This is a genomic window from Roseateles sp. P5_D6, from assembly GCF_054049415.1.
The window spans coordinates 309,524-334,989 of record NZ_JBFUMK010000004.1 but is presented as its reverse complement, the minus strand read 5'-3'; the positions used below and the strand labels follow the sequence as shown (position 1 = coordinate 334,989).

21 protein-coding genes are annotated in these 25,466 nt (G+C 69.4%); 10 read left to right on the top strand and 11 right to left on the bottom strand.

From position 1 onward, the window contains the following. Positions 1–17 precede the first annotated feature (17 nt). The 6 genes from ACXJKM_RS07385 to gshA all read left to right on the top strand — a co-directional run bounded on the left by ACXJKM_RS07385 (position 18) and on the right by gshA (position 9,746). The gene (locus ACXJKM_RS07385; protein ID WP_157281031.1) at positions 18–2,117 is read left to right on the top strand and encodes a GGDEF domain-containing protein; all 2,100 of its coding nucleotides are present in this window, start codon (positions 18–20) and stop codon (positions 2,115–2,117) included. Further along, the gene (locus tag ACXJKM_RS07380) at positions 2,114–4,150 is read left to right on the top strand and encodes a diguanylate cyclase (RefSeq protein ID WP_457351312.1); all 2,037 of its coding nucleotides are present in this window, start codon (positions 2,114–2,116) and stop codon (positions 4,148–4,150) included. The genes ACXJKM_RS07385 and ACXJKM_RS07380 overlap by 4 nt, the downstream gene beginning before the upstream one ends. Positions 4,151–4,376: 226 nt before the next feature. Further along, on the top strand, positions 4,377–5,384 hold the full coding sequence (locus tag ACXJKM_RS07375) for a Bug family tripartite tricarboxylate transporter substrate binding protein (protein ID WP_457351310.1): 1,008 nt from the start codon (positions 4,377–4,379) through the stop codon (positions 5,382–5,384). 168 nt (positions 5,385–5,552) lie between these two features. Beyond that, positions 5,553–6,539 carry a tripartite tricarboxylate transporter substrate binding protein gene (locus tag ACXJKM_RS07370; RefSeq protein ID WP_457351308.1) on the top strand — a complete coding sequence of 329 codons (987 nt, stop codon included), beginning with the start codon at positions 5,553–5,555 and terminating at the stop codon, positions 6,537–6,539. After that, on the top strand, positions 6,539–8,206 hold the full coding sequence (locus ACXJKM_RS07365) for a SulP family inorganic anion transporter (protein ID WP_457351306.1): 1,668 nt from the start codon (positions 6,539–6,541) through the stop codon (positions 8,204–8,206). Before ACXJKM_RS07370 ends, ACXJKM_RS07365 begins: the two co-directional genes overlap by 1 nt. A gap of 46 nt (positions 8,207–8,252) precedes the next feature. Then, positions 8,253–9,746, top strand: a complete 1,494-nt coding sequence (gshA, locus tag ACXJKM_RS07360) for a glutamate--cysteine ligase (RefSeq protein ID WP_457351304.1) — start codon at positions 8,253–8,255, stop codon at positions 9,744–9,746. 12 nt (positions 9,747–9,758) lie between these two features. Here gshA and ACXJKM_RS07355 read toward each other — a convergent pair whose 3' ends face one another. Beyond that, entirely contained in the window at positions 9,759–11,915 is a 2,157-nt protein-coding gene (locus tag ACXJKM_RS07355; protein ID WP_457351302.1) for a putative bifunctional diguanylate cyclase/phosphodiesterase, read from the bottom strand. Between the two features lie 353 nt (positions 11,916–12,268). On the opposite strand from ACXJKM_RS07355, the gene ACXJKM_RS07350 reads away from it, so the two are divergent. Further along, on the top strand, positions 12,269–12,937 hold the full coding sequence (locus ACXJKM_RS07350; RefSeq protein ID WP_056191642.1) for a YecA/YgfB family protein: 669 nt from the start codon (positions 12,269–12,271) through the stop codon (positions 12,935–12,937). On the opposite strand, the gene ACXJKM_RS07345 is transcribed toward ACXJKM_RS07350, so the two are convergent. Next, positions 12,849–14,147 carry an Hsp70 family protein gene (locus tag ACXJKM_RS07345; protein ID WP_457351300.1) on the bottom strand — a complete coding sequence of 433 codons (1,299 nt, stop codon included), beginning with the start codon at positions 14,145–14,147 and terminating at the stop codon, positions 12,849–12,851. The genes ACXJKM_RS07350 and ACXJKM_RS07345 overlap by 89 nt on opposite strands. A gap of 105 nt (positions 14,148–14,252) precedes the next feature. Here ACXJKM_RS07345 and prsT point away from each other — a divergent pair, with 105 nt between their 5' ends. Beyond that, positions 14,253–17,039 (top strand): XrtA/PEP-CTERM system TPR-repeat protein PrsT, encoded by a 2,787-nt coding sequence (gene prsT / locus ACXJKM_RS07340; protein ID WP_457351298.1) that lies wholly within the window; start codon positions 14,253–14,255, stop codon positions 17,037–17,039. Here the strand turns inward: prsT and ACXJKM_RS07335 are convergent, their stop codons facing one another. Continuing rightward, complete coding sequence (locus tag ACXJKM_RS07335) at positions 17,040–18,317, bottom strand: D-amino acid dehydrogenase (protein WP_457351296.1); 1,278 nt, start codon at positions 18,315–18,317, stop codon at positions 17,040–17,042. Between the two features lie 18 nt (positions 18,318–18,335). Then, entirely contained in the window at positions 18,336–18,974 is a 639-nt protein-coding gene (locus ACXJKM_RS07330) for a LysE/ArgO family amino acid transporter (protein ID WP_457351294.1), read from the bottom strand. Positions 18,975–19,047: 73 nt separating this feature from the next. On the opposite strand from ACXJKM_RS07330, the gene ACXJKM_RS07325 reads away from it, so the two are divergent. Continuing rightward, the gene (locus ACXJKM_RS07325; protein WP_056191655.1) at positions 19,048–19,953 is read left to right on the top strand and encodes a LysR family transcriptional regulator ArgP; all 906 of its coding nucleotides are present in this window, start codon (positions 19,048–19,050) and stop codon (positions 19,951–19,953) included. Here ACXJKM_RS07325 and ACXJKM_RS07320 read toward each other — a convergent pair whose 3' ends face one another. After that, a complete protein-coding gene (locus tag ACXJKM_RS07320) occupies positions 19,954–20,127 on the bottom strand; it encodes a hypothetical protein (protein WP_157281035.1) in 174 nt (57 codons plus the stop codon). It abuts the gene before it with no gap. A 296-nt stretch (positions 20,128–20,423) separates the two neighbouring features. Between ACXJKM_RS07320 and ACXJKM_RS07315 the strand changes: the two genes are divergently transcribed. After that, complete coding sequence (locus ACXJKM_RS07315) at positions 20,424–20,645, top strand: hypothetical protein (protein ID WP_056191657.1); 222 nt, start codon at positions 20,424–20,426, stop codon at positions 20,643–20,645. Here ACXJKM_RS07315 and pssA read toward each other — a convergent pair. The 6 genes from pssA to ypfJ form a co-directional block, all read right to left on the bottom strand. Further along, positions 20,642–21,259: a CDP-diacylglycerol--serine O-phosphatidyltransferase gene (gene pssA / locus ACXJKM_RS07310; RefSeq protein WP_056191659.1), complete on the bottom strand. Its 618-nt coding sequence runs from the start codon at positions 21,257–21,259 to the stop codon at positions 20,642–20,644. The genes ACXJKM_RS07315 and pssA overlap by 4 nt on opposite strands. Positions 21,260–21,272: 13 nt before the next feature. Further along, positions 21,273–22,388, bottom strand: a complete 1,116-nt coding sequence (locus tag ACXJKM_RS07305; RefSeq protein ID WP_457351292.1) for a nucleotidyltransferase domain-containing protein — start codon at positions 22,386–22,388, stop codon at positions 21,273–21,275. After that, positions 22,385–23,290: an HprK-related kinase A gene (locus ACXJKM_RS07300; protein ID WP_457351290.1), complete on the bottom strand. Its 906-nt coding sequence runs from the start codon at positions 23,288–23,290 to the stop codon at positions 22,385–22,387. The genes ACXJKM_RS07305 and ACXJKM_RS07300 overlap by 4 nt, the downstream gene beginning before the upstream one ends. Next, complete coding sequence (locus ACXJKM_RS07295) at positions 23,284–23,559, bottom strand: hypothetical protein (protein WP_457351288.1); 276 nt, start codon at positions 23,557–23,559, stop codon at positions 23,284–23,286. Before ACXJKM_RS07295 ends, ACXJKM_RS07300 begins: the two co-directional genes overlap by 7 nt. A 70-nt stretch (positions 23,560–23,629) precedes the next feature. Beyond that, positions 23,630–24,367 (bottom strand): hypothetical protein, encoded by a 738-nt coding sequence (locus ACXJKM_RS07290; protein ID WP_457351286.1) that lies wholly within the window; start codon positions 24,365–24,367, stop codon positions 23,630–23,632. Positions 24,368–24,545: 178 nt separating this feature from the next. Then, positions 24,546–25,424, bottom strand: coding sequence for a KPN_02809 family neutral zinc metallopeptidase (gene ypfJ / locus ACXJKM_RS07285; protein ID WP_056191665.1), 879 nt, complete (start codon positions 25,422–25,424; stop codon positions 24,546–24,548). Positions 25,425–25,466: the final 42 nt, after the last annotated feature.

Genomic DNA, 25,466 nt, shown 5'->3' with positions numbered 1-25,466 from the left:
GGCCGCCAACCGTTTCGATGCATCAATCCCTGGCTTCACGATCGACGCTGTGCGCGGCGCTGGCCGCATTGGCATTGCTGTGCGCCTGCTCGCCCAGCGAGGGTCCCGGTGCGCCCGCCTCCGCCGCATCGAACGTGCCGGACGAAGGCCTGGCCCATGACCTCGAACGCATCGAGCGCGCTGCCCGCGCCAAGCCCGCGGCGCTGGAGCAGGAGCTGCGGGTCCGCGGCGAAAAGCTGCCAGCCGGCAGCGCCGCCGAGCTGGACGTGCTGGCCCTGCGTGGGTTGCTCGCCGCCTATGCACGCGACCGCGCGCTGACCGACCAGATCACCCAGCGCCTGCGCGACTGGCCAGCCGGTGAACTGCGCGCCGCGGCCGCCGTCGCAGCCGCCAGCACCAGCGCCGAATACCTGCGCTCGCACGGCGACCTGCGCGAGGCGCGCAAGACGCTGCTGGCCGTGGACGCCGCCCAGCTCAATGCCGCCGCGCCCGTGTTCCGCTGGCGCTACCACCACCAGCTCATGGCCATCGCCAGCGATTCGGGTGAACTCGACCTGTCGCTGAACCAGGGCCACGCTGCCCAGCGCCTGGCCGAACAGATCGGCCGGCCCTGGCGCGTGGCGTTGACGCTGGTGGACCTGGCCTTCACGTCCAGCCGTGCGGACACGCCGGCGCGCGCCCGCCAGCTCATCGGCCAGGCGCTCACCGAGGCCCAGAAGGACCCGGACCCGATGACGCTGAACCAGGTCTACACGATGCGTGGCATCGTCTACGCCGAGGACAGTGACTCCAGCATCACGCTACAGGCCAATTCGGATGCGCTGGAACAGGCCACGCGCGCTGGTGCCGACTCGGTGCGCGCCCTGGGCCTGGCCAACTTCGCCGACTATCACCTGCGCCAGGGCCACCCGGCGCGGGCGCTGGAACTCGCCGAGCAGGCGCTGCCGCTGGCGCGCGCGACGCGCAACATCAGCGCCGAAAGCGTCGCCCGCTCCAACATCGGCCTGGCCAAGATCGCCATGGGCCGCATCGCCGAGGGCCGCGACGACGTGCGCGCCGGCATCACGCTGGACGAACAGCAGGGCGCCATGTCCTACGCCTCCGCCGGCTGGCAGGAGCTCGCGGGTTATCTGGAACGCGCCGGCGACCTGGCCGGCGCCATCGCCGCCTACCGCGAGCATCGCCGCATGGACGAGCGCGTGCTGCGCGACGAGACCCGCAAGCTGCTGCTGGAGGCCCAGGAGCGCCAGGACGCCGAACAGCGTGCGCGCGACATCGAGCTGCTCAACCGCGACAACGCCCTCAAGGCCGAGCAGGTCCACCAGCGCAACCTGGCGCTGACGCTGTGGTCGGCCATGGGCGGCTGCGTGCTGGTGTCGCTGGGCCTGCTCTGGCAGGCCTTCCGCCGCGTGCGTCGCACCAACGAGGCGCTGGCCCACAGCAATGCCTCGCTGAAGCGCCAGAGCGAGACCGACCCCTTGACCGGGCTGGCCAACCGCCGCCACTTCCAGGCCGCGATCAAGACCCTGGCCAGCGGCGAGGGTCTGGCGGCCAGTCTCTTCCTCATCGACATCGACCACTTCAAGCGCATCAACGACAGCTTCGGCCATGCCGCCGGTGACACCGTCCTCATCGAGATTGCCGAGCGGCTGCGCCAGGCCGTGCGCGACGACGACCTCATCGTGCGCTGGGGCGGCGAGGAATTCCTTATCGTGGCACGCAGCCACGACGGCATGCTGGCGAACCAGCTGGCCCAGCGTCTGCTCGACCTGGTCGGCAGCAAGCCTGTTCTGTATGAGGGCCGCGAGGTGACCGTCACGGCCTCCATCGGCTTCGTCAGCCTGCCGGTGGCGCCGCACGGGCTGCGCCTGTCCTGGGAGCGCGCCATCGACCTCGTCGACACCGTCATGTACCTGGCCAAGGCGCATGGCCGCAACAAGGCCTATGGCGTCGAGCGCATTCATGCCGAGGATGCCCTGGCTGCGGCGCAATTGACGGCCCGGCTGGAGGCCGCCTGGGCCGAGGGCCTGGTGGGCCTGCAGGCCCTCAGCGGTCCGGCCCGCACGGCCGACAGCGGCTTCCATCCCGACGCCGCCAGCCGGCCGGCCAACGCATGAGAACCATTGCGTTGCTGCTGCTGCTGCTGATGCTGGCTTCGGGCTTTGCGACCGCAGCACCGGTCACGGCCCCCGACCCGGTGGCCGAGGACACCCTGCTGGCCAACATCACCCGCCGCGCCTTCGATGCGCCCGAGGCCATGCTGGCCGAGCTGCAGCAGCGCTGGCCCACCCATGCCGAACCCGGTCAGCCGCGCGAGGCCGCCTGGCTGATGGCACGGGGCCGTGTGCTGCTGGCCGCCGGCCAGGCCGGGGCGGCCGATGCCGTTGCCGTGCAACTGATGGGCCGCGAGGACGGCGTCGACCGCAGCTGGGTGCTGCGTGCCCTGGCTCAGGAACGTACCGGCAGATCCGCCACAGCCCTGGCTGCCCGGGCCCTGGCGGGCCTGGACAAACGCTGCCCCGCCGGCGATGAGGTGCGTGCCGTGCGCGAGCTGGGCTGCGACTTCCGCAGCGCCTGGGAGGCCCTGCGCATCCTGCAGCGCGAGCAATACGCCCAGGGCGCCTTCGCCGTCGCCGAGGCCAGCATCAGGCGAGCCCTGGCCCTGGCCCGTGCCGGCGATGACAAGCATCTGACCGCCCTCAGCCACGGCATGCTGGCGGTGGCGCAGCAGGCCCAGGACCGCATGGACGCCGCGCGAGCCGAGCTGCGTGCCGCCGCGGCCGAGGCCGCGGGCGACCTCGTGGCCGGCGCCCGCGTGCGCAACTACGAGGCCGCGGTCGAGCGCCGCGCCCGCGACATGGCGGCTTCGCGCAGCGCCGTCGAGGCCGCGCTGCTGCTGGCCGAGCAGGCCGACGCGCCCCACCTGGCCGCGCAGTTGCGCTCCAACCTGGTCGACTCCTACATGCATCTGGGCATGGCCAAGGAGGCGCTGGTCGCCGGGCAGCGTGCCATGCCGGTGCTGCAGCGCTTCGGCGACCGCTTCTACGAGCGCAGCCTGCACCACAACCTGGCGGTGGCCCACATCAAGCTGCGCCAGTTCGACCAGGCCCGCCAGGAGCTCGCCAAGGTCGGCGAGTTCGGCACCGACCCGGCCGACCTGGTGCCGCGCGCCCGCGAGCTGCGTGAGCTGGGCGACACCTGGGGCGAGGCGGGCCAGTACAAGGAGGCGCTGGCGGCCCTGCATGCCGAGCGGGATCTCAACACCCGCGCCAACGAGCGCAACCGCGCCGCGGCGTTGGAGGAGCTGGGCCGCAAATACGACAGCGCCGCCAAGCAGCGCGACCTCGACCTGCTGGCCCGCGACGGCCAGCTCAAGGACCAGCAGATCTCCAACCAGCAGCTCGCGCAGCAGGTTGGCTTCGCCATCGGCGCGCTGCTGCTGCTGTCCGTCGCCCTCATCGGCGTGACGCTGGTGCGCATGCGCCGCGCCCAGGCGCGCCTCACGGCCAACCAGAGCCTGTTGCGGGCCCAGAGCGAACGCGATCCGCTGACGGACCTGTCCAACCGGCGCCACTTCCTGGCCGTCATGGACCAGAGCGCCCGCGACGCCAAGGGCGAGGGCTTTGTCGGCGCGCTGATGATGATCGACATCGACCACTTCAAGAACGTCAACGACTGGCACGGCCACGCGGCCGGCGATGCCGTCATCGTCGAGGTGGCACGCCGCATCCGCGCCGCCGTGCGCGATACCGATCTCGTGGTGCGCTGGGGCGGCGAGGAGTTCCTCGTCTTCGCGCCCGCGCTGCCTGGCGACGACCTCGCGCTGATGGCCGAGCGCGTCCTGCGCGGCATCGGCAGCCAGCCGATCGAGACCGCCGAGGGCCCGCTGCGCATCACGGTCTCGATCGGATTTGCGAGCTTCCCCCTCGGCGGCGCGGCCGGCGCGGGCCTGCGCTTGCATTGGGAGCAGGCCGTCAACTGGGCCGACATGGTGCTGTACCAGGCCAAGGCCGAGGGCCGCAACCGTGGTGTGGGCATCAGTGCCGTCGAGGCCCCCAACGCCCATGCGCTGGCCGCCGTGCTGCAGGACTTCGACGCCGCCTGCATGAATGGCCAGGTCAAGCTCAGGCAGCTGCCGGGGCCGCAATGAGGCCCCTCGTCCAAGGAGTACCTTGGCCGGCCTTGCAGGCCGCGCTGCGGCATGAGCCGCAGCCCTTCGGCAGGCACATCCCGCCCACCGGGCGCGATGTGTCCGGCCTTAGCCCCCGCGGGGACGGCGATGCTTGCGGCATTGAGCCTCAAGCACATCGCCATGGCGGGCCGGCTAGGGAGCGGCCCGGCGCTCGGCCCGCGGGCCCCCATGCGGAGTGGCAAGCATGACACTGCCGCCGCTGCAGCGCCGCAGCTTGCTGATGTGGCTGGCCGCTTTGTCGGCGCCATCGGCTTACAGCCAGCCCAGTGGCCCATGGCCGACGCGGCCGCTGCGCATCGTCGTGCCCTATGCAGTGGGCGGCGCGGCCGACGTCGCCGCCCGTCAGCTCGCGCCCGAGCTGCAGAAGAGCCTGGGCCAGCCCGTCATCATCGACATCAAGCCCGGCGCCGACGGCAATATCGGCACCGCCGAAGTCGCCGGCGCCAGCGATGGCCACACGCTGCTGATGGGCAGCGTTGGCACGCATGTCATCAACCCGCTGCTGTGGCGCCGCCTGCCCTATGACGCGGTGAAGGATTTCGCGCCGATCAGCCTGGTCGCGACCGTGCCGCTGGTGCTCGTCATCAACCCCGGTGTCGCGCAAGCCTTGGGCGTGCGCAGCGTGAGCGACCTGGTGCACGCCGCCACCACCCAGCCCGGGCGCCTGCACATCGCCTCCGGCGGCAACGGCAACCCGACGCACCTGTCCGGCGAGCTCTTCAAGCGACTGACCCAGACCTACATGCTGCACTTCCCCTACCGCAGCGCGGCCTCGGCCCAGCAGGACGTCATCGCCGGCAACATGGACCTGATGTTCGACTCCCTGCCCTCGGCCCTGCCGCAGATCAAGGCCGGCAAGCTGCTGGCCTTGGCCGTCACGAGCGCGCGGCGCAGCCCCAGCCTGCCGGAGCTGCCCACCGTCGAAGAAGCCGGCGGGCCGGCGCTCAAGGGCTATGAGGCCAGTGCCTGGATCGGCCTGTTTTCTCCCAGCGGCCAGCCGGCGGAGCAGCTTGCCCGCCTGCAGCGTGACAGCGTTGCCGCACTCGCCAGTCCCGCGCTGCGCGAGCGGCTGACCGCACGTGGCATGCTCGTGCATGGCAGCGGCGGGCCGGAGTTCGCTGCGCTGATTGCCGCCGAGACGGCCAAGTGGGCGCGCGTCGTCCAGCTTTCGGGCGTCAAGGTAGACAGATAGAGTGAGCCCCTCGCCCGGTCTTGCTCTGCTGGACGCGGGCAAGCCCAGTCGGTCCCCCGTGGGGACGACGATGCTTGCGGCATTGAGCCGCAAGCACATCGCCAGCGCGGGCCGGCTTGGGAGCGGCCCGGCGCTCGGCCCGAACGCGCATCACTGATGGAGATCGCCATGAAGCTGAACCGTCGCCAAGTTGCGGCCCTGGCCGGCAGCCTCGCGCTGCCTGCCGCCGCCCAAGCGCCGTGGCCGAGCAAGCCCATCCGTCTTGTCGTGCCCTTCACGCCCGGTGGTACGACCGACCTGCTGGCACGGGCGATGGCGCCCGAACTGCAGCAGCGCCTGGGGCAGGCTGTCGTCGTCGACAACAAGCCTGGCGCCGGCGGCAATATCGGTTCGGCCGAGGTCGCCAAGGCCACGGACGGCCACACGCTGCTGATGGGCACGGTCGGCACGCATGCGATCAACGCGTCTCTCTACCCCAAGCTGCCCTACGACCCGGTGAAGGACTTCACGCCCATCACGCTGGTCGCGGCCGTGCCCAATGTGCTGGTGCTAAACCCCGCCAACGCGGCGCGTTATGGCATTCACAGCGTGGCTGACCTGATCCGCGTCGCGCGCGCCAATCCTGGCAAGCTCAACATGGCCTCCAGCGGCAACGGCACGTCCATCCACCTGGCCGGCGAGCTGTTCAAGAGCATGACGGGCAGCTTCATGCTGCACTTCCCCTACCGCGGCTCGGGTCCCGCCCTGCTCGACCTGATCGCCGGCAACACCGACCTGATGTTCGACAACCTGCCCTCGGCGCTGCCGCAGATCAAGGCCGGCAAGCTGCTGGCCCTGGCCGTCACCAGCGCTCAGCGCAGCCCGGCCGTGCCCGACCTGCCCACGATGGCCGAGGCGGGTGGCGCGGCACTGAAGGGCTATGAGGCCAGCTCCTGGTTCGGCCTGTTGGCGCCTGCCCACCAGCCGGCCGACCAGGTCGCCCGCCTGCAGCGCGAAGCCGCCGCGGCGCTGAATACGCCGGCGCTGCGCGAACGGATGGCAGGCCAGGGCGCAGTGGCTGGTGGGGGCTCCTCCGCGGAGTTCGCGGCGCTCATCGCCAGCGAGACCCTCAAGTGGGCCAAGGTCGTGAAGGTCTCGGGCGCCAAGGTCGATTGATGTCCCTCTTGCGCACCTGGCGCGCTGACCTGATCGCCGGCGCCGTCGTCGCCGTGCTGTTGATCCCGCAGAGCCTGGCCTACGCGATGCTGGCCGGCCTGCCGCCGCAGGTGGGGCTGTATGCCAGCCTGCTGCCGCTGCTGGCCTATGCGGCCCTGGGCTCCAGCCCGGTGCTGGGCCTGGGCCCGGTGGCGGTGCTGGCGCTGATGATCGCGCAGGCCCTGGGCGCGTTGCCGGCCAGCGTCAGTGCGACCGAAGGTGCGCTCGTGCTCGCAGCCGAGGTGGGCCTGCTGCTGGCGGTGGCCGCGCTGCTGCGCCTGGATGCGCTATCCAGCCTGTTGTCGGTGCCGGCGCTGCGCGGCTTCGAGACCGGCGCGACGCTGATGATCGCGGCCGGCCAGCTGCCGGTGTTGCTGGGCAGTGCGGCGGCGGGCTTCACGCTGCCCGACCTGATCGCATCGGCCCCGCAGGGCGGCTTCGGCGTCGCCAGCGCGGTCTGGGGAGGCGCAGGCATCGCGCTGCTGCTGCTGTCGCGCCGGGCCGGCCCACGCCTGCTGGCGCGGCTGGCGCCGCTTCTGCTGCTGGTTGCGGCGATGGCGCTGTCGGCCTTCACGCCCGCCGCCACGGGCGTTGCCCAGGTCGGTGCGCTGCCGTCGCTGGTCTTGCCGCTCGGCTTGCCGCGGCTGGAGGCTGCGCTGTGGCTGCAGTTGCTGCCGTCCGCAGCCCTGGTGGCCCTGATGGGTTTCGTTTCCAGCCTGGCTGTGTCGGAGTCGCTGGCGCAGCGGCGTGGCGAAAAGCTGCTGCCGGCGGCCGAGATGCGCGGCCTGGCAGCGGCCAACCTGGTCGCGTCGGTCAGCGGCGGCATGCCGGTGGCGGGCAGCTTCTCGCGCAGCATCCTGCTGCATGAGGCCGGCTCGGCCAGCCGCTGGAGCCTGGTGTTCGTCTGCGCCTTCATGTTCGTCGCGATGCTGCTGCTGGCCGAGCCGCTGGCCCACCTGCCCAAGCCCGTGCTGGCCGCGACCATCGTCGTGGCGGTGCTGGGCGGCTTCTCGCTGCGGCCCTACCGTGAGGCCTGGCGTTATGCGCGCGCAGAAGGCCTGCTGATGGTGGCGGTCACGGTGGCCGTGCTGTGCTGGAGCATCGCTGCCGCGCTGGCCATCGGCGTGGTGGGTTCTGTCGCGCTGCTGATCCAGCGTACCGCCCAGCCCCATGTCGCCCGCATCGGCCGCGTGCCGGGCACGCAGCATTACCGCAACCTCGAGCGCTATGCCGTCGAGTGCCGGCCCGAGGTCGTGGGGCTGCGTGTCGACGAGAGCCTGGTGTTCACCAACGCCCGCGGCCTGGTCGACGCCGTGCTGGCCCATGTGCGCGAGCACCGCGAGAAGGTCGGCGCGCCGCAGCGCGTGCTGATGCTGATGGCGCCGGTCAACCACATCGATGTGTCGGGCCTGACCGCCCTGCAGGAGCTGCATGCGGCGTTGCAGGCCGAGGGGCTGAGGCTGGAGTTCTCCGAGGTCAAGGGCCCGGTGCTGGACAGGCTCAAGGCCGTCGGTTGGCTGGAGCGCTATGACGTTTCGCTCTACCTCAGCCACCACGAAGGCATCCAGGCCGGCGAACATGCCCTGAGGCCGAGTCTGGCTGACATGGACGCGCCTGGGCAGCTTTAGCCTTCATCTGCTACCGTCTTGGCCCAATTCCCGGTCCCCGGACGCCATGAACGACAAAGAGACATTGCTCGGCATCCGCCGTGGCATCGAGAAGGAAAGCCTGCGCGCCCTCCCCGGGGGCGGCCTGGCGTTGACACCGCATCCGGTGGCCCTCGGCGCGGCCCTGACCCATCCGCACATCACGACCGACTACAGCGAGTCGCAGCTGGAGCTGATCACCGGCGTGCATGCCGGTGTCGACGACTGCCTGCTGGAGCTGACCGAGGTCCACCAGGCCGTCTACCGGGCCCTTGCCGACGAGCGGCTCTGGGTGGGCTCCATGCCCTGCGGCCTGCCCACGGACGAGACCATCCCGATCGGCCGCTACGGTTCGAGCAATGTCGGCCGTGCCAAGAGCGTCTACCGCATGGGCCTGGGCCAGCGCTATGGCCGGCGCATGCAGACCATCTCGGGCATTCACTACAACTGGTCGTTGCCGGGCGTGTCGACGGAGGGCTATTTCGGTGCCATCCGCAACTTCCGCCGCGAGGGCTGGCTGCTGCTCTACCTCTTCGGCGCCAGCCCGGCGCTGTGCGACAGCTTCGTGCATGACCGCGAGCATGGCCTGCAGCGCCTCTCCAACCACACCCTCTACCTGCCGCACGCCACCTCGCTGCGCATGGGCCGGCTGGGCTACCAGAGCGACGCGCAGTCCAGCATCGCCGTCACCTACAACTGCCTGGAGAGCTATGCGGCCTCGCTGCAGGAGGCGCTGAGCCGGCCTTATCCGCCTTATGAGGCCATTGGCGTGCAGACGCCCGGCGGCGACTACAACCAGCTCTCCACCAGCCTGCTGCAGATCGAGAACGAGTTCTACAGCACCATTCGCGCCAAACGGGTGATCCGCTCCGGCGAGCGGCCGCTGCATGCGCTGCGCGAGCGCGGTGTCGAGTACATCGAGGTGCGGCTGATGGACCTCGACCCCTTCGAGCCGGTCGGCATCGGTGCCGACGCCATCCGCGTGCTGGACGCCTTCCTGCTGCACTGCCTGAAGAGCGACAGCCCCGACGACACGCCCGACGAGATCGCCGCCAACAGCCGCAACCAGCACCGCGTGGCCGCCCGCGGCCGGGAGCCGGGCCTGATGCTGGAGCATTGGCGCGGGGGTGAGCGCAGCCTCGCCGACTGGGCCGGCGAGATCCTCGCCGCCTGCGCTGTGCACGCCGCAGCCCTTGACGCGGCCCATGGCGGCGACGCCTACCGCGCGGCCCTGCGCCGCGTCGGCCAGCGCCTGCAGCAGCCCGAGCTCTGCCCATCGGCGCGCGTGCTGACCGTGATGGCCCAGGACTTCGACGACAGCTATGTCGGCTTCACCCGCCGCCAGAGCGATGCCACGCGTGCGGCCCTGCTGGCGCTGCCGTTTCCAGACGAGCTGCAACGCCGCTTCGAGAAGATGGCGGCCGAGTCGCTGGCCGAGCAGGCCCGCATCGAGGCGGCCGACGCCATGGATTTCGAGGAGTTCCGGCGCTTCTACGTGGCGCCGGCGCGGATGGCGGTTTAGGGCCGTTCGGCCCTAAATGCTGGGGTCCAGCGTTGCGTAGACCGACGAGCTGAAGCGCGGCCGGTCGTCCTGCGCGTCCTTCGCCCAGCGCGTCAGGTCCTCGGCCGGCATCGGGCGCGCGAACAAAAAGCCCTGCAGCTTGTCGCAGCGTTTGCCGCGCAGCACCTCGGCCTGGCCTTCGGTCTCGACCCCTTCTGCCACCACCTGCAGGCCTAGCGCATGGGCCAGTTCGATGACGGCCCTGACGATGGCGCGGGCGTCGGCGCTGCTCTCCAGGTCCTGGATGAAGCTGCGATCGATCTTGAGCTGCGACACCGGCAGGCGACGCAGATAGGCCAGGCTGGAATAGCCGGTGCCGAAATCGTCAATGGACAGGCACAGACCGAGTTCGGCCAGGCGCTGCAGTGAGCGTTCGGTGGCGGTGGCGTCGTCCATCGCGACGGACTCGGTGATCTCGCAGGTCAGTTGGCGGGCGTCGACGCCATACTGGGCCAGCGCCTCCTCGAAGCGGCGCACCAGGGCGTCGGGCTGGCGCAGCTGCTGCACCGACAGGTTGATGGCCACGCGCATCTGCAGGCCCGCCTCACGCCAAAGTGCAATCTGGCGACAGGACTCCTTGATGACCCAGTCACCCAGCGGCACGATCAGACCGAAGCGCTCGGCCACCGGGATGAAGACGACCGGGCTGATCGCACCGCGCTGCGGGTGCTGCCAGCGCAGCAGCGCCTCGACGCCCCTGACTTCGCCGTGGGCAGTGGCGATCTTGGGCTGGTAGTGCAGGGTCAGGCGGCCGCTGCCGGTTTCGCCGGCCAGTGCGGCGCGCAGGTCGCGGGCCAGCTCGACCTGCTCGCGCACGCCGGCCTGCATATGCGCCTCGAAGAAGGCAAAGCCATTGCCGCCCGCACGTTTGACCGACTGGGCGGCCGAATCCGCCTGGGCCACCAGCGCCTCGCCGGGCCCGCTGCCGTCGTACAGCGCAATGCCGACCGAGGCCGACAGCCGCAGCGGCTGGCTGCCGGCGCCAGGCACGCCGGTCATGGGCTCGGCCAGCGCGTCCAGCAGGCGTTGGGCGATCTGGGCCAGCGTCGTCTCGCCGACATCGCCCTCTACCATCAGCACGAATTCATCGGCGGCCAGCCGGGCCAGGGTGTCATGGCCACGGGCCAGGCCTTGCAGCCGCAGAGCGGTCTCGCGCAACACCTGGTCGCCGGCGGCCAGGCCGAAGCTGTCGTTGATGGGCTTGAAGCCGTCCAGGTTGACGGTCAGCAGGGCCAGACGAGCGCCCTCGCGCTGGCCGCGCGCGGCGGCATGCTGCAGGCGGTCGTCCAGCAGCTGGCGGTTGGCCAGGCCGGTCAGCGGGTCGCGCAGCGCGATTTCCTGCAGCTCGGTCGTGGCGGCCTGCAGGGACTGCTGCAGCCGGTTGGTGCGGCGCTGGCCGCGGGCGTCCAGGGCCGAGGTGATCAGCGTCAGCAACAGCAGCGCGAAGGTGGCGCCGGCGACGAGATTGCCGAGGTTGTCGCCGCGCAGCGCGTCGGCGCTGAGGCAGACCGTGCCTTCGGCAATGTCGGCGGCGGCCATGCCGGTGTAGTGCATGCCGGCCACGGCCGCACCCATGACGAGGGCCGCGACGAGCTGGCCCCAGCGGGCCCAGGCCCGCGGCAGCCTGCGCAGGCCGAAGAAGATGATGAGGGCCGCGGCGGCTGCGCCGGTGGCGACGGCGACCGAGGCCGCCACCAGGCCCCAATGCCACTGGATGCCGGGCGCCAGCACCAGGGCGGCCATGCCGGTGTAGTGCATGGCGCAGATGCCCGCGCCCATGCTGACGGCGCCCACGGCCAGGCGGGTGGGCGTCAGCGCCTCTCCGGCCGCAACGCGCAGCGCGATAGCCGACACGCCCACGGCCGCGAGCCAGCTCAGCAGTGTGACGGCGCTGTCATAGCCGACGAGGAAGGGCAGCTTGAGGGCCAGCATGCCGACGAAATGCATGGCCCAGATGCCCGTGCCCATGGACAGCGAACCGGCAATCCACCAGGTGCGGGCGACCAGCGCATCGGGCGTGCGCACGCGTTGGGCGAGGTCCAGCGCCACATAGGAGGCGAAGGCAGCGGTCAGGTAGGACAGCACCACGACCGCCGGGTCGAAGCGCAGCGCGAGTACGGCAGCGGACATGCCGCCAGTATGAAAGCCCGACGCAAGATTGGCCCGGCGCCATTCGCTTGCTGCGTGAAGGGGTGCCGGAACCCACGGCTCACGCTGGGGAGATGCGTGCAACGTGACCGGCCTCGCGCCCCACGGGGCGCGGATGGGCCTCTTGGCACAGGGCCGCAGGTCCCGGCGCACCAGCGCCGAGCGGCTCGCGCCAGCGAGCTGCGTGCCAAGTGACCAACAAAAAAAGACCCGGTCAGCAGGCTGCCGGGTCGTGAAGCCCTCAGGGTAGAGGGCGTCGTTGGGATGGAGGCACTCTAGAGCTTCGGCCGGCGCCCCGGTGGGCAATATTCACTTGCACTGCCCATAATCCCGCCATGTCAGCCCCCCAGCACCGCCCCACCGAAGCCCTGTCCGAAGCCGATCTGGAGCGCCTGCAGGCTCTGCTTGACGCCTTGCCGGCGCCGCTGGAACCGCTGGACGTCAGCATGGCCGACGGCTATCTCTGTGGCGTGCTGCTGCAGCCTTCAGTCGTGCCGCTGGAGCAATGGCTGCCGCCGCTGTTGGACAGCGAGGGGCGACCCATTCCCCAGCGCATCAGCGACGAGTTGATCGGGCTGCTGCGCCGCCGCCACAAGGAGCTGAACTTGGCCATCGTCGGTCGGCAGTGGTTCGACCCCTGGGTGTTCGAGCTCGACGAGGACGCCAGTCCCAGCGAAACCGTGCTGCCGTGGGTGGCCGGCTTTGCGCATGCGCTGGATGCCCATCCAGCACTGATGAAGCTGCCCGAGGAACCGCTGCTGGAGCCGCTGGCGGCCCTCTATCTGCACCTGGACCCGGACGACCTCGAGGACGCCGATACGCTGCTCGAGGAGATCGAGTCGCTGGAGCCGCCGACCGATCTGGAAGAAGCGGTCGAGGGGCTGGTCAGCGCGGTGTTGATGCTGGCGGACGTGTCTAGGCCATTGAAGCCGCAGCCGGCCCAAAAAGCCGTCGGGCGTGCAGGCCCAGGCCGGTCGCGACCGAAGCAAAGCGGTCGCCGCTGACGCGCGCCGCGGCGGGGAAGCCGGCGGCCATGCCGTCCACCAGCAGGCGCAGCCCGGTTGAGCCGCCGGTGAAGTAAAGGGCGTCGATCTGGCCGGCCTTCAGGCCGGCAAGCGCCACGGTTTCGTGGGCGGTCGAGATGATGCGGTCGAGGTCGGCGCGTAGCGCGTCCACCGCGGTCTTCTCGCTCAGCGGCAGCACCAGGCCGGTCTCGATGTGACCGAGGTCCACCGTCGTGTCCTCGCCGCCCGACACGGCAATCTTGGCGCCCTCGGCGCGAGCGGCCAACTCGTGGCCCAGGCGCTCCTCCAGCACCGTCATCAGCCGGGCGTGCTGGCGCACGTCGCTGAACCAGCTCTTCATGCCGCGCCACTCGGCCACGCGCAGCGGCGAGTAGCAGGTGTTGATCAGATGCCAGGTGGCCAGGTCGAAATAGATGCCGCTGGGCACCTCGCGCCCGCTGGGTCCCGTGGTGCGGTAGCCGAACTCCTGCAGCAGGCCGGCGAGTTCGATGTGGCGGTCGAAATCGGTGCCGGCGATGTGGATGCCGTGGCTGGCCAGGATGTCGTCGCGGCGCGCCAGGCGCTGCATGCGCTCGGGGCCGACGCGCACGATGGAGAAGTCGCTGGTGCCGCCACCGATGTCGGCGACCAGCACGACCTGTTCGCGCGTCGCCTGCTGCTCGAAGTCGAAGGCCGCCGCGATCGGTTCGTACTGGAAATGCACCTCGCGAAAGCCCGCCGCGCGGGCACAGGCCTCCAGCTGGGCCTGGGCGGCCGCATCGCGCTCGGGCTCACTGTCGACGAAGAACACCGGCCGGCCCAGCACGGCGCGCTCGGGTTCGCCGGCCAGGCGGCGCAGCCGCTTCAGGTAGCCGGCGACGATGTCCGAATACTTGGCGCCGCGGCCGCCGCCCACGTCGGTGGTCTGGTCGATGAGGGGCGAGCCGAGGATGCTCTTCATCGAGCGCATCAGCCGGCCGTCGTGGCCCTCGACATAGGCAGCCACGGCGGCGCGGCCGAAGGCGCGCGGCGGGCCGTCGGCGTCGTGGGCGCCTTCGGTGAAGTAGAAGACCGCGGTCGGCATCGTGCGTTGAGCCGGTTCCAGCTCGATGAGATGCATCTCGCCGGCGGCCGTGCTGGCATTGGGCACCGCCACCGCGGAATTCGACGTGCCGAAGTCAATCGCGCAAAAAGGGGGAGGGGCAATCATTCGAATTACGGCCCTGGGAGGCCAGTCCTGACAAGTCCTGAAAAGTTCGGAGGAAAGGGCGCGGATTCTAGGAACACAATCGCGCGCCTGATTTGCGGAGATTCGATGAAGACGCGCCATTTCGCTCCCCTCCTGCTGGCTGCCGCACTGGCGGCCTGCGGCCAACGTTCCGAGCAGGACCTGCTCGCCGCCGCGCAAAAGCGCATGGAGCAGAAGGACGTCGGCGGTGCTGTCATTGAACTGAAGAATCTGCTGCAGCAGAACCCCGAGAACGCCAAGGCCCGGCATCTACTGGGCAAGGCGCTGCTGGATGCCGGTGACGTAGCCGGCGCCGAGATCGAGTTGCGCCGGGCCTGGGAGCTGGGCGCGCCGCGCGACGAACTGGCGCCGCTGCTGGCGCAAACGCTGCTGCTGTCGGGCCAGTCGCGCAAGTTGATCGGCGAATTCTCCGACCAGACCCTGGCCGACCCCGTGGCCCAGTCGACGTTGCAGCAATACCTGGCCATGGCTTTCCTGGCTCAGGGCAACGTGACCGAAGCGAAGGCGGCGGCCGGGCGAGCCCTGCAGCTGCAGCCCGAGTCCGAGGATGCCATCATCGTCAGCGCCCGCACCAAGGTGGCCGCCGGCTTTCCCGACGAGGCCCTCGCGGCGCTGGACCAGCTGATCCTGAAGAACCCCAAGGCGGGCAAGGCGCTGCTGCTCAAGGCCGAGGTGCTGCTGGCGCGCGGCAAGATGGATGAGGCCGAGCCGCTGCTGCGCGAAGTGCTGGTGCTGGATCCGCGCTCCTACGACGCGCGCTCGCTGCTGCTGCGCCTGGCGTTCGGTCGCCAGCAGATCGACGTGGCGACCAAGCTCGTCGACGAAATGCCGCCGGATCTCGCCAAGAAGCCGCAGGGTCGTTTCATGCAGGGCCAGCTCGCGCTGGCCAAGGGTGATGCGGCCAAGGCGAAAGAGCTGGCCGTGCCCCTGCTCAAGGTGATGCCCAACTACCTGCCGCTGCTGCGCCTGGCCTCGGGAGCCCATCAGCAGTTGGGCGAGCTTGCCGACGCGGAGAACCTGCTCAACCAGGCCCTCAAGCTCGCGCCTGAGGACCTGGCGCTGCGCCGCCAGTTCGCCGGGCTGCAGCTGCAGCGGCGCTCGCCCGCCAAGACGCTGGAGACGCTGCGCCCGATGCTTGAAAGCGGCCGCGCCGACGCCGACTCCCTGCTGATGGCCGGCAAGGCCCAGCTGATGCAGGGCAATTTCGAGGCTGCCGATCAGGCCTTCGGTGCCGCCGCCAAGCTGCGCCCTGACGACGCCAAGACCACCGCGGCCCTGGCACTGTCGGCCATCATTCGCGACAGCGCTGCGCCGGGCGGCGCCAGCCGGGCCAAGGCCGACGCGGCCATGAACCAGCTGCGCGACATTGCCGCCAAGGACAGCGGCAGCAGTTACGACTTGATGCTGATCAATGCGCTGCTGCGGCGCAATGACCTGCCTGCGGCGCTGGCAGCCCTGGACAAGCTTGCACCCAAGATGCAGGGCAGCCCGGTGCCGGACGGCCTGCGTGGGCGCATCCACCTCGTTCGCAAGGACACGGCGGCGGCGCAAGCCTCCTTCGAAGCCTCGCTGAAGGCCGATGCCGGCTATCTGCCCGCCGTGCTGGGCCTGGTCACGCTGGACATGCAGGCCAACCGCAGTGAGGCCGCGGTCAAGCGCCTGGAGAGCTTCGTCACGACCCAGCAGCATTCGCCGCAGGCCCGCTTGGCCCTGGCCGACCTGCTGGCGCAGACGCGTGCGCCGGTCGATCGCGTCACCGAGGTGCTCGCCGCCGGCGTGCGCGAGGAGCCGACCGAGGCCGCACTGCGCGTGTCGTTGATCGACCACTACCTGCGCAACGGCGACGCCGCCAAGGCCGCCCAGGCGGCGCAGGAGGCCGCCGCCGCTCTGCCGCTCAACGCCGACCTGCTGGAGCGCCTGGCACGCACCCAGCTGGCGTCGGGCGACAAGGCCCAGGCTGCCAAGACCTATACGCGCTTGACGGTGATGGCGCCCACGCGCGCCCAAGGCTGGCTGGGCCTAGCGCAGCTGCGCTTCATGGAGAAGGACGACGCGGGCGCCGAGCGCGAGGTCAAGCGCGCGCTGGAAGCCGAACCGGCCTCTGTGCCGGCCCAGCGCCTGCTGATCCAGCTCGCCGCCCGCCAGGGTCGCGTTGACGAGGCGCTGACCGCCCTGCGCGAGCGCCAGAAGAAGAATCCGCAAGAGGCCTTTGCGCTGATGGCCGAAGCCGAGATCGAGAGCAACCGCCAGCACTACGACGTAGCCATCGCGGCCCTGCGCAAGGCCGTCGCCCTGCGCGAGCCGGCCGACGCCGCACCGCGTCTGTTCTCCGTGCTGATGGCGGCCAAGAAGCGTGACGAGGCGCAGGCCTTCGAGACCCAGTGGGCGGCTGCGCACCCGCAGGACCAGAGCTTCCCGGCAGCCACGGCCGACATCCTGCTGGCCCGCGGCGAACTCGACCCGGCGCTCGGCCGCTATGAAGCGCTGCTCAAGCGCAACCCTGACGCGCTGCCCATCATCAACAACGTCGCCTGGCTGCGCAGCAAGACCGGCAAGCCCGGTGCGCGCGAACTGGCCGAGCGCGGCCTCAAGCTCAACCCCGACTACGCGGCCTTGCGAGACACCTATGCCACCGTGCTGGCCAACGAAAAGGACTTCAGCAAGGCGATCAGCGCGCAGCGCCAGCTCATCAGCGACCAGCCCGACCAGCCGGCCTACAAGCTCAACCTGGCACAGATCCTGATCCAGTCCGGCGACAAGCCGGCCGCCAAGGCGGAGCTTGAAGGCCTGGCCAAGCTGGGCAAGAAGTTCCCGCAGCAGGCCCAGGTCGAGGCGCTGCTGAAGACGCTCTGATCAGACCGAACCGTAGAAGCCGAAGGCCATGCCCGGCTTTCGGCCAGCGATCAACTCGGCCATCGCATGGCCCGAGCCGGCGCCATGCGTCCAGCCCAGGGTGCCGTGGCCGGCGTTGATCCACAGGTTGCGAGCCTTCTTGCTGCGGCCGATGTAGGGGATGTTGGTCGGCGTGCTGGGGCGCAGGCCGGTCCAGTAGTTGGGCTCGCTGGTGTCGGCCACGCCGGGAAAGAGTTCCTCGTAGCGCTTGACCAGGGCGGCACAGCGCACCCGGGCCGTCGGTGAATCGAGGTTGAGGTCGAAGCCCGACAGCTCGGCCGTGCCGGCGATGCGGATGTGGTCGCCCAGGCGCGAGATGGCGATCTTGCGGGTGTCATCCAGCAGGCTGACAACGCTGGCGGCCTCGGGCTTCTTCAGCCGCAGCGTGGCCGAGTAGCCCTTGGCGGGATAGATGTTGAGGTGCTCGCCGAGGGGCTGAACCAGGGCCGGCGTGTAGGAGCCCATGGCGGCGACGAAGGCATCGGCTTTCAACGTCAGGCGCTCGCCGCTGCGCGTGTGGGCAACCTGCACGGACTCGATGCCGTCGCCCGCACGCTGCAGTCCGAGGATGTCGTGCTCGTACAGGAATTGCGCGCCGCGTTCGGCGCACAGCCGGGCGAGCTTCTGCGTGAAGACCTTGGCGTCACCGCTTTCGTCGCTGGGCGTGAAGGTGCCGCCGAAGATGCGGTTGCCGAAGGCCGCCAGCGCCGGCTCGACCTTCAGCACCTCCTCACGGCCCAGCACGCGGCGGTCCACGCCATGGCGTCGCATGATCTCGGCGCCGGCGGCGCCGTTGTCGAAGTCGGCCTGGCTGGAGAAGAAATGCAGGATGCCGCGCTCCAGGCGGTCATATTCGATGCCGGTGCGCGCGACAAGATCTTTCAGCGAGGCATGCGAGTAGCGGCCCAGCTGCACGAGTTCCTCGACATTGCGCTCGAAGGCGGCGTTCGTGCACTGCATCAGGAAGGCCAGGCCCCAGCGCCACTGGTTGGGGTCCAGGCGCGGACGGAACAGCAGCGGCGAGTCGTCGCGCAACAGCCACTTGGCCACCTTGAAGGGTGCGCCGGCATTGGCCCAGGGTTCGCAGAAGCTGACCGAGATCTGCGCGCCGTTGGCGAAGCTGGTCTCCAGCGCGGCGTCCGGCTGGCGGTCGACGACGATGACCTCATGCCCCTCGTCGAGCAAATACCAGGCGGTGGCGATGCCGATGATGCCGGCGCCGAGAACGACGATCTTCATGGCTGTCCTTTTGAGTTCTTAGAGGGGTTGCAGGAGGAGTTGTAAACCCAGCGCGGCCATCAGCACAGCGACGAGGGCATCGATGACCCGCCAGGTGTGGGCGCTGCGCAACCGCGGCGCCGCCGCCGCCGCGCCGAAACCGAGCAGGCCAAACCACATCGCCGACGCCAGGCCGGCCCCGGCCGCGAAGGCGGTGCGCAGCTCGGCCGGCTGGCGCGCACCCAGGCCGCCGAGCAGCACGACGGTGTCCAGGTAGACGTGGGGATTCAGATAGGTGAAGGCAAAAGCGGCCGACAAGGTGGCGCCGAGGCTGGACGCGGCTGTTGCGGCATCCAGCCCGGGGGCGGGACGCCAGGCGCGCCGGGCGGCGAGCAGCGCGTAAATGAGCAGGAAGGCGGCGCCACCGAAGCGAAACACTTCCAGCAGAAGCGGCTGGCCCTGGATCAGCGCACCGAGGCCGAAGACGCCCAGCGCAATCAGCAGCCAGTCCGACAGCGTGCAGACCGCGACGACGGCGCCGACGTGTTCCCGCTTGAGGCCTTGGCGCAGCACCAGCGCGTTCTGGGCACCAATGGCCAGGATGAGGCCGGCGCCCATGGCCCAGCCCTGCGCAAAGACGGCGGGCGCGGTTGCAGAGGCCAGAGCGGAGGCGGGCATCGGCAGATTCTCTGCATTGGCAGGCAATTCAAGAAGTGTCATTCATATTCTTGGCTATACATTAGTAATGCTTATGAATGACTTCGATCACGCCGCGCTGGACTGCCTGGCCGCCCTGGCCGACGAGCAGGGCTTCGAGCGTGCCGCCCAGCGCCTGTCGATCACGCAGAGCGCCGTGTCGCAACGCTTGCGGTCGCTGGAGGCCCAGGTCGGCCAGCCGCTGGTGGTGCGCTCGCGGCCGCTGCGGCTGACGGAGGCGGGCAAGGTGCTGCTGCGCTTTGCCCGGCAGTTGCAGGCGCTGCGCGTGGATGTGGCACGAGAACTGGGCGAGCGCGTCGCGCCGCAATCGCGCCTGGCCATTGCCGTCAACGCCGACAGCCTGGCGACCTGGGTACCCCTGGCACTCGACGCTCTCGTGCAGCGGGGCCTGCATGAGGGCTATGGGCTGGAACTCGTCGTCGACGACCAGGACTTCACCCACGACAGCCTGCGCCAGGGCGCGGTGCTCGGCTGCATGTCCACAGTGGCCGAGGCGCTGCAGGGCTGCCGGGTGCAGGCCCTGGGCGTCATGCGTTATGTGGCAGTGGCCAGCCCGGGTTTCCTGGCGAGCCAGTTGCCCGAAGGTTTGCACGCTGGCAACTTCGCCGACACACCGTTTCTCGTCTTCAACCGCAAGGACGACACGCAGGTGCAATGGGTGTCACAGGCCTTCGGCGTGCGCGGACCAAGGCTGCGCGAACGCTTTGTGCCGTCCAGCGAAGCCTATGTGCGCGCCGCCGCCATGGGTTGGGGCGTGGGCGTGGCGCCCGAGATCCAGGTTCGCGCCCTTGTCGAAGCCGGCCAGCTCGTCGTGCTCAGGCCGGAGATCGGCGTCGACGTGGCGCTGTACTGGCACCAATGGCAGTTGCAAGGGCGGGGCGCCCTGCTGGATCAGATCGGCCAGGCCCTGGCGGACGGCGCCAAGCTTGCGCTGGGCTGATCAGCGAGTGGCCGTCACTGGAGCCGATGCGGCCGTTGTCGGTGCTGCCACCTGGGCGAGCATCAAGTTGGTGCCGCCCTGTTCGGGATGTATGGCACTCGCCATCCACAACGTACAGACGAGCACGGTGGCAATCAGGCCGCTGGCGACCCACTTCAACAGTTCTGAACTCATGCAAAAAGCCGGGGGGCTTGGAGGTGGGGCAGCTTAAGCGCCGGACCCTGCGAACCTATCCTGAGCTCTAGGGAGGCGCAGAAAAGAATTGCAAAAGCGCAACGCTCCCCTCGGATCGGGGGCATCGGCCCGCAGACCCCATCAACACTGGGAAAAACAGGGGTTGCCCCTGTGCGGAAATGCCTGGCGAGGCAATATTTACTCACAGATGGGGGGTTCGGTTGTCACATGAATCCCGCACACTGGGTTCACGGTGCTGATGTTGTTGTCGGCCCGTCAAGCCAATGAGGTCTGCCATGCGATTCGTTCCAGCGCTGCGCTTCTTCCGCCGAGACGTCGCTGCGCGCAGCGAGCCGGATCCCGCCGACCTCGGCACCGCCTTCGGCCTGGATGCCTGCTTGGACGGCGTGGGCGTCAGCGAATATCGCAGCCAGCCGCCCAGTGATTTCCTCGAATCCCAGTCGTCTGTCGCGATTCAGGAATCGCCGCTGAGCTGGTTGTCGCGCCGAACGGCTTAGAGTTTCGGAATCCGAATCCGGCTCACCATCAACGAGCCGGATAGCGCGAACATCAGCACCAGCGGGTGCAACTTGAAGCCCGCCAGCCACCAGACGCCACCCCATAGCGCGTCACCGATGGCCCCCTGAACCGCGGCCACCCACAGCACAGCCACAAGCAGCATGGACGTCGGAATCGGCGTGCCCTCGAAATACGCCACCTTGTCCGAGCCTGCGCTGAGTTTTTCCGCCGTCACGTTGTAGCGCGCCAGCCGGCTGACGCCGCAGGCGACGAAGAACACCAGCACGATGCGGTCATACAGCCCCTGCATGCCGCAGCCGTAGGCGATCGCCGCGGGCGCGACGCCGAAGGAGATCACGTCGGCCAGGGAATCCAGCTCGCGGCCCAGGGCCGAGCTCTTCTGGCGCCAGCGCGCAATACGGCCGTCCAGCACGTCGAAGGCCAGCGCCAGCGGAATCAACGCACAGGCGTATTGCAGATGTTGGCGCTCGCCGGTCTGCAGGAAGCTCATCACGGCGAACAGGGCGCCCATGCCGGCGCAGGCATTGCCGAGGGTGAACCAATCGGCGAGATGGAACTCGCGGATCATCGAAAAGGGCTTGGGTTTTTCCATCAGGACCTCCTCCTCAACGCTGCTCCAGCGGATCGATGTCGTCGCGCCGGGACGGGCTCGCAGGCGGCCGGCTGACCGCTTTCACGACGAGATGAGGCACGAGCAGATGCAGTGGCATGCGAAGGTAATGGCTGCGAACGAAGAGCGCAAACTCGGCAACGCGCGTGCCCGGCGCCATCGAGCCGCGGTGGGCGCTGGTCAGGGCCCGCCTCAGCAAGCCCTGCATCAGCCAGCGCAACAGAGGGCCGGGCCGGGCAGGGCAGCGCTCCAGCACATCCTCGGGGATGGGTGTGTGCAGATGGCGCCGGCACAGGCAAAGGGCATAGAACAGCGGCCGGCCCAGCGACAGGGTTGCGGCGCGCGCCAGCAAGGTGTTCCAGAAGCCAGGCTCGGCAGCATGGCGGCGCAACAGGCTGTCGAGATCACTGAGGTCGCGCAGGCCGTGCCCCCATTCGCCCTCGTGCATCAGATGCGTCGCGCTGTGCAGGATCTGGTCCGGCGCCGACGGCAGGCTGAAACGCGGGAATTCCGTGACCGGCTGGGCGGCCGCCAGAAGCGGTGCGCTGTGGGTTTTGATGCGCGCCGTCAATGGCAGGATGTTGTGGTGCAGGTCCAGGTTGGTCTGGCGGCGCAGGTGCACCATCGGCGGTAGCTCGTGCATCCATCGTCGGTAGTAGCGTTCATCGTAGGCTGTCCCCGCAGCACTGGCCCAGCCACCGAGCATCAGCGCCGCCTCCGCCTCGTCGAGCTGCTCACGCGGCACCAGGATGTCGATGTCCGAGAACAGTCGGCCCGGGGCTGGCGGCAGGTCGCCGGCGACATAGGCCGCGCCCTTGAGCAGCATCACGGGGCCGGGGAGGCTTGCCAGATCGCGGGACAGCAGCACCAGCTCCCAGCGCACGGCGCGCCGCTGTTCCTGGGAAACGGCCAGCAGCGCGCGCATCTGGCGGCGCACGGGCAAGGGCAGTGAGCGCTCGACGCCCGCCTCACAGGCCAGCGCACCCAGCCGGGCCAACAAGCCGGCCGACACGGCCTGGCGCAGCAGCAGGTCCCAGGTCGCTTCGCCATGGGAAGCCATGAAAGCCGGCTCGCGCAAGGAGCGCAGCAGCGGTTCCCATGCCGGCGTCATGACTTCAGCCCGTCAAGCGTGGCCAGCCCTTCCGCCAGGTCGGAGTAGCAGAAATCCCAGCACCCGCACGAATCGATCAACGCTGCCGTCAGCTCGAAGCCCACCCGGCCCAGCATGCTGTAGTTGAACGCATGGCCGGCCAGCCGCTCGAAGGCCTGGGCCTGTGGCACCGGCGTCAGCTGCGTCGGCGCGCCGGCACGCCAGCGCGGAAAGATCAGCTGCGTAGGCCGCGCCTGCTGTTGCTGGCCGGTCACGCTGGCGGCCGACGCGCGCAAATGGGAGACCGTGCCCTTGTGCGTGTCGCGGGCCGCCTCACCCAAGACGGCCTGCGGGGAGAAGCGGCGGATGATGGCGATCGACTGGTTCTTCAGGCTGACCGGACGGGCCAGCGGTGCGACCTGCCCGTCATCGCGGTCGATCATGGCCATCTCGTCAGAGAGCAGCCGCCAGCCCGACAGCATCAGCGCGGCCGTCAGCGTGCTTTTGCCGGCACCGGGGTCGCCCGGCATGACGAGGCATTGGCCGTCTTTCTCGAGTACCGCCGCGTGGAAGAGCAGGTAGTGATTCGCCTGGCTGGCCAGGCACCAGTTCATGCCCCATTCCAGCAGAGCGAAGGCGTGGTTGGCAGGCAGCGGCAGAAAGGGGCTGTGCTGATCCAGCCGGAATTCCACCTGGGCGCCAAGCCAGCGCCGCAGCCCGGTGACAGGCTGCACATGCACGTGGAAGTCGGCGATGCCGCCCTCGGGTTCCAGCTCGAAATCCGCGTACAACGCCGCCAGGCCCGCCGCCACGGGCGGGCAGCTGCTGTGGATGCGGTAGGCGAAGGGGCCAGTCCTGAGCGTCAGGCCGTCGTGCAGCCGTTGGCCAAGTTCCGCCGGGGCCAGCATGCCCAGCGTCAGCATCGCTGGACCAACAACAGCTGTTCGAGCTGTTGCAGCACATCGGCGGTCATTTCCGAATCGGCATCCATCAGCGCAGCCAGTTCGTCGAACTCCGCAGGCGGCTGCTCGGCGAGGCGTCGCAGGGCGGGTACCAGCCAGGCGGCGAGGCGATGGGTGTCGTTGGACAGCGCGTGATGCACGAGGCAGTCGTCACCCCAGACCCTGATCGACAGATCGGCCCCGTAAGTGAGTGCCCATCGAGGCGTTGGCACTGGATCGGTGGAGGTCACGGAGTGGCTGCAGAAAGACTTCGGGCGTCGCTACGGACGCCCGAAGTGTCACACCGACGGTGCCGGCCGCTCAGGAGTACAGGCTCTGGAAGTAAGCCATGACCTGGTTGGCGTCCCAAGAGACCGTCGTATTGACCTGGTATTTGCCGCCCAGCGGGCAGACGGCATTGAACATCTTGATGGCTTGGGCGACCGTGATCGGGTAGTCGGTACCGACGTTCAGCGCATTCAGGATGGTCGCCACGGTGGCGCGGCCCAGCGCGTAGATCATCGTGTCGTTCTGGCCGCCGGGCGTATTCAGGACCTGCAGCAGGGTGGCCTTGCTCGTGCACAACCCGAACGCCGAATCGCGGTAGCCATAAACATTGCAGGCCGAGGACTCAGCCTTGTAGCGGAAGGCGTCCATCAGTGTCTGGCCACCGCTGATGAAGCCTCCGAAGACGGTGCCCTTGTTGCCGCCGAAGCTGCAACTCGCCGTGGGCAGAGTGCCCTTCAGCGTGCCGGCCGGCCAGGTGCTTGCGTTCTTCCAGTAGCCGGGCGACTTGCCGAGGAGCTTGCAGTCCGCCTTGCCAGGCCGCGGCGACGCATTGCCGGACATCTGGCCCGACACGGTGCAGTTGTAGGCCTGGCTCGCCAGCGCCGGTTTGCTCAACAGGCTGCCCAGCACGACCGGCGTGGCCGCGCCCGCTTGGGCAAAGCGTCGGCGCGACGCGTTCATCCGGGTCGAGGTCGGCCGGCCGGCGGACGCGTCGACGGAGGCCGGCACCTTGGGCGTCGACTGCGGGTCGTTGATTTGGCGTTCGCTCATGACAGTGTGCCTCGTGGATCCGTTTTTGGGTTGCACCAGACTAGGGCACAACTCGCTCTGGGCGTCAGAGCGGGCCGATGCTAATAGGGGGCTCGGCGGTTTGGATGGCAGTGTTTCACACAAAGCCTTTTGGGGGTCATCTGGCGCCCCCTTGATTGGGTGGGCCTGAATCAGGGACTTAGAGGGCGGCTGACGAAAACGTGTCACATGTCTTCAGATCGCCCGCTTCCAGGCCGCGCTTGAACCAGCGAACACGCTGCGCGCTGCTGCCGTGGGTGAAGCTTTCGGGCACGACGGCGCCCCGGGAGCGCTTTTGCAGGGTGTCGTCGCCGATCTGGGAGGCGGCGTTCAGCGCCTCCTCGATGTCGCCTTGCTCCAGCCAGCCTTTGCTGCGCTGCGACAGATTCGCCCAGACACCGGCAAAGCAGTCCGCCTGCAGCTCCAGCTTGACGCTCATGGCGTTCGCCTCGCGCTCGGAGACGCGGCCGCGGGCGCGATCCAGCTTTTCGGTCGTGCCCATCAGGTTCTGCAGGTGGTGGCCGACCTCGTGGGCGATGACATAGGCCTGGGCGAAGTCGCCCGGCGCGCCCAGGCGCTGTCGCAAGGTGTCGTAGAAGCCCAGGTCGATGTAGACCTTGCGGTCGGCGGGGCAGTAGAACGGGCCCATGGCGGCCTCGCCGGTGCCGCAGCCGGTGGGCCAGCGGTCGCGGAAGATGACAAGCTTGGGAGCGGGGTATTGCTGGCCTGCGCGTTGGAAGTAGGCGCCCCAGACGTCTTCGGTATCCGCCAGTACCTTGCTGACGAATACCGCACCCGGATCCTTGGGGTGTTGCTCGGCCGGCGCGCCCGGTTGGACCTGCGGCGCAGCGCCGCCCCCGCCGTCGAGCAGCCCGAGCACCGTCAGCGGGTTGATGCCGAAGGCCCAGGATGCCAGCAGGGCGATGACGACACCGCCCAGGCTCAGGCCGCGCCCGCCGATGGGCAGGCCGCCACCCCCGCTGCTGCTGCCACGGACATCTTCGACGTTGTCGCTCTCACGCTGGCCATCCAACTTCATGCTGTCTCTCCTGCTGATCGGGCAATCCTACGGCCCATGACC

What these genes read in the sequence shown, in the direction of transcription:
- ACXJKM_RS07300 (WP_457351290.1), bottom strand. Translation starts at nt 23,290, where the DNA reads ATGCTGACGCTGGGCATGCTGGCCCCGGCGGAACTTGGCCAACGGCTG.
- ACXJKM_RS07365 (WP_457351306.1), top strand. Translation starts at nt 6,539, where the DNA reads ATGTCCCTCTTGCGCACCTGGCGCGCTGACCTGATCGCCGGCGCCGTC.
- ACXJKM_RS07345 (WP_457351300.1), bottom strand. Translation starts at nt 14,147, where the DNA reads ATGATTGCCCCTCCCCCTTTTTGCGCGATTGACTTCGGCACGTCGAAT.
- ACXJKM_RS07355 (WP_457351302.1), bottom strand. Translation starts at nt 11,915, where the DNA reads ATGTCCGCTGCCGTACTCGCGCTGCGCTTCGACCCGGCGGTCGTGGTG.
- ypfJ (WP_056191665.1), bottom strand. Translation starts at nt 25,424, where the DNA reads ATGAAGTTGGATGGCCAGCGTGAGAGCGACAACGTCGAAGATGTCCGT.
- ACXJKM_RS07370 (WP_457351308.1), top strand. Translation starts at nt 5,553, where the DNA reads ATGAAGCTGAACCGTCGCCAAGTTGCGGCCCTGGCCGGCAGCCTCGCG.
- prsT (WP_457351298.1), top strand. Translation starts at nt 14,253, where the DNA reads ATGAAGACGCGCCATTTCGCTCCCCTCCTGCTGGCTGCCGCACTGGCG.
- ACXJKM_RS07330 (WP_457351294.1), bottom strand. Translation starts at nt 18,974, where the DNA reads ATGCCCGCCTCCGCTCTGGCCTCTGCAACCGCGCCCGCCGTCTTTGCG.
- ACXJKM_RS07325 (WP_056191655.1), top strand. Translation starts at nt 19,048, where the DNA reads ATGAATGACTTCGATCACGCCGCGCTGGACTGCCTGGCCGCCCTGGCC.
- ACXJKM_RS07385 (WP_157281031.1), top strand. Translation starts at nt 18, where the DNA reads ATGCATCAATCCCTGGCTTCACGATCGACGCTGTGCGCGGCGCTGGCC.
- ACXJKM_RS07290 (WP_457351286.1), bottom strand. Translation starts at nt 24,367, where the DNA reads ATGAGCGAACGCCAAATCAACGACCCGCAGTCGACGCCCAAGGTGCCG.
- ACXJKM_RS07320 (WP_157281035.1), bottom strand. Translation starts at nt 20,127, where the DNA reads ATGAGTTCAGAACTGTTGAAGTGGGTCGCCAGCGGCCTGATTGCCACC.
- ACXJKM_RS07335 (WP_457351296.1), bottom strand. Translation starts at nt 18,317, where the DNA reads ATGAAGATCGTCGTTCTCGGCGCCGGCATCATCGGCATCGCCACCGCC.
- ACXJKM_RS07315 (WP_056191657.1), top strand. Translation starts at nt 20,424, where the DNA reads ATGCGATTCGTTCCAGCGCTGCGCTTCTTCCGCCGAGACGTCGCTGCG.
- ACXJKM_RS07305 (WP_457351292.1), bottom strand. Translation starts at nt 22,388, where the DNA reads ATGACGCCGGCATGGGAACCGCTGCTGCGCTCCTTGCGCGAGCCGGCT.
- ACXJKM_RS07375 (WP_457351310.1), top strand. Translation starts at nt 4,377, where the DNA reads ATGACACTGCCGCCGCTGCAGCGCCGCAGCTTGCTGATGTGGCTGGCC.
- gshA (WP_457351304.1), top strand. Translation starts at nt 8,253, where the DNA reads ATGAACGACAAAGAGACATTGCTCGGCATCCGCCGTGGCATCGAGAAG.
- ACXJKM_RS07380 (WP_457351312.1), top strand. Translation starts at nt 2,114, where the DNA reads ATGAGAACCATTGCGTTGCTGCTGCTGCTGCTGATGCTGGCTTCGGGC.
- ACXJKM_RS07350 (WP_056191642.1), top strand. Translation starts at nt 12,269, where the DNA reads ATGTCAGCCCCCCAGCACCGCCCCACCGAAGCCCTGTCCGAAGCCGAT.
- pssA (WP_056191659.1), bottom strand. Translation starts at nt 21,259, where the DNA reads ATGGAAAAACCCAAGCCCTTTTCGATGATCCGCGAGTTCCATCTCGCC.